This is a genomic window from Ruegeria sp. CDSB113 (genome assembly GCF_059611045.1).
Map to the genome: position 1 here is coordinate 1 of NZ_JBXWOU010000036.1, position 2,254 is coordinate 2,254.

1 protein-coding gene is annotated in these 2,254 nt (G+C 53.5%); it reads left to right on the forward strand.

The annotated features are described in order from the left end of the window. Nucleotides 1–43: 43 nt before the first annotated feature. Nucleotides 44–2,254, forward strand: a 2,211-nt coding sequence (locus AC2FIS_RS23145) for a calcium-binding protein (protein ID WP_496775614.1), incomplete at its 3' end; no start/stop codon positions are given.

Here is a 2,254-nt window from a genome sequence, read left to right on the forward strand (position 1 = left end):
CACGGTGAGGGGCTCGGATTTTGCCGAGACCTACGAGCACACGATGGGTGACGGCTCGTATGTCATTAGCGACTGGGACGACAACCATCGTACAGATCGGCTGGTGTTTACGGATGTGAATGCTGATGACGTGCGGTTTGCCTCCAACAGCGGTGAAGATCTGGTCATCACGCTGGCTAATGGGGAACACATAAGGATTGCCGACCATTTCGCCGAAGATGGCGACAATGCACTGGAAGAGATCGAGTTTGCCGACGGGACGATCCTGATGGCACAGGCCATCCGCGACAAATCGGTGTTAGATCAAAAGACCGGTGGTACCGGAACGGTGAGGGGCTCGGATTTTGCCGAGACTTATTCCCACACGCTCGGGGACGGTTCGTATCAGATTAGCGATTGGGACGATAACAATCGCACAGATCGGTTGGTGTTCACGGATGTGGCCTCAGAAGAGGTTGTTCTTGTTCGTTCTGGAAATGATCTCCGGGTTGTTCTTGCCAACGGAGAAATCGTCGAAATAGTTGGGCAATTGAGCTCAAATAGCGATTACCACGTCGAAAGCTTCGAGTTTGCCGATGGCGTAACCTGGTCGGTCGAAGACATCGCTGCTTTGGTCGTCGACGCTCAGCAGATCTCAACGGAAAAATTCGGAGCAGAGTCTGGTGAAGACTACACGCATACGCTGGGGGATGGCTCCTACAGAATTTTGGATTTCGATGCGCACAACAATAGCGGCAATGACACGCTGACGTTCACGGACGTGAATGTTGGTGACGTTGATGTTGGTCGGATAGGCAACGACCTGACGATCACTCTGTCGAATGGCGAGCAGATCACGCTGGTGAACCAACTCGACGGGAGTAAGCAAAGTTCGATTGAACTGTTCACCTTCGCGGATGGCACGACGCTAAACCAGGACGAGCTGCGCGACCGCATGGTCGCCGACATGAAGGCCGGTGGTACCGTGATCGGTACCGAAAACGTCGAGGCCTACGTGCATGTTCTGGGGGATGGCTCCTATTCCATTTCGGACTACGATCAATACAATAATAGCGGCAGTGACACGCTGGCCTTTACGGACGTTAACGCGGATGACGTTCGCGTCTGGCGCATAGGCAACGACCTGATGATCACCCTGTCGAATGGCGAGCAAATCACATTGCTGAACCAGCTTAGCGCGGACAAGCGGAGTTCTATTGAGCTTTTCACTTTCGCTGACGGTACGACGCTGAACCAGGACGAGCTGCGCGACCGCATGGTCGCTGACATGAAAGCCGGTGGTACCGTGATCGGTACCGAACATGTCGAGGCCTACGTGCATACTTTGGGAGATGGCTCGTACTCGATCGCCGACTACGATGCGTACAACAGTAACGGCAATGACACGCTGACATTCACGGACGTCAATGTGGACGATATCCGCGTTGGACGCATGGGTAACGATCTGACGATCACCCTGACAAATGGTGAGCAAATTGTACTTTCCGGCCAGCTAAATGAAGACAAGCGAAGTTCGATTGAACTGTTCACCTTCGCAGATGGCACGACGCTGAACCAGGACGAGCTGCGCGACCGCATGGTCTCTGACATGAAGGCTGGTGGGACCGTGTTCGGCACCGAAAACGGCGAGAATTATGTGCATACGCTGGGAGACGGTTCGTACTCGATCGCCGACTATGATTCCTATCACAACCGTACTGACACGCTGACATTCGCGGACGTGAATGCCGATGAGGTGTCGGTGAGCCGTAGCGGCAACAACCTCATCATCACCCTTTCGAATGGCGAGCAGATCACACTGGTGCATCAACTCGACGAAAACCAGTGGAATTCCATCGAGTTTGTCGCCTTTGCTGATGGCACAACACTGAACCAGGATGAGCTACGTGACCGCATGGTCGCTGACATGAAGGCTGGTGGGACCGTGATCGGCACTGAAAACGGCGAGAACTATGTGCATACGCTGGGGGATGGCTCGTACTCGCTTACCGACTATGACTCCTACAACAACCGTACCGATACCCTGACATTCACTGACGTTAACGCAGATGACATTGTACTGTCTCGAACCCAAAATGACGTCATCATCAACCTGCCAAATGGAGAAACCATTACTCTCATCAGGCAGCTGGATGAGAATAAATGGCACTCAATCGAGACTTTCACCTTCGCAGATGGAACGCTCTGGGGGCAGGACCAGTTCCGTGATCGTCTGATGCACGACATGAAAGCTTCAGGTGCCGTTGTGGGAACG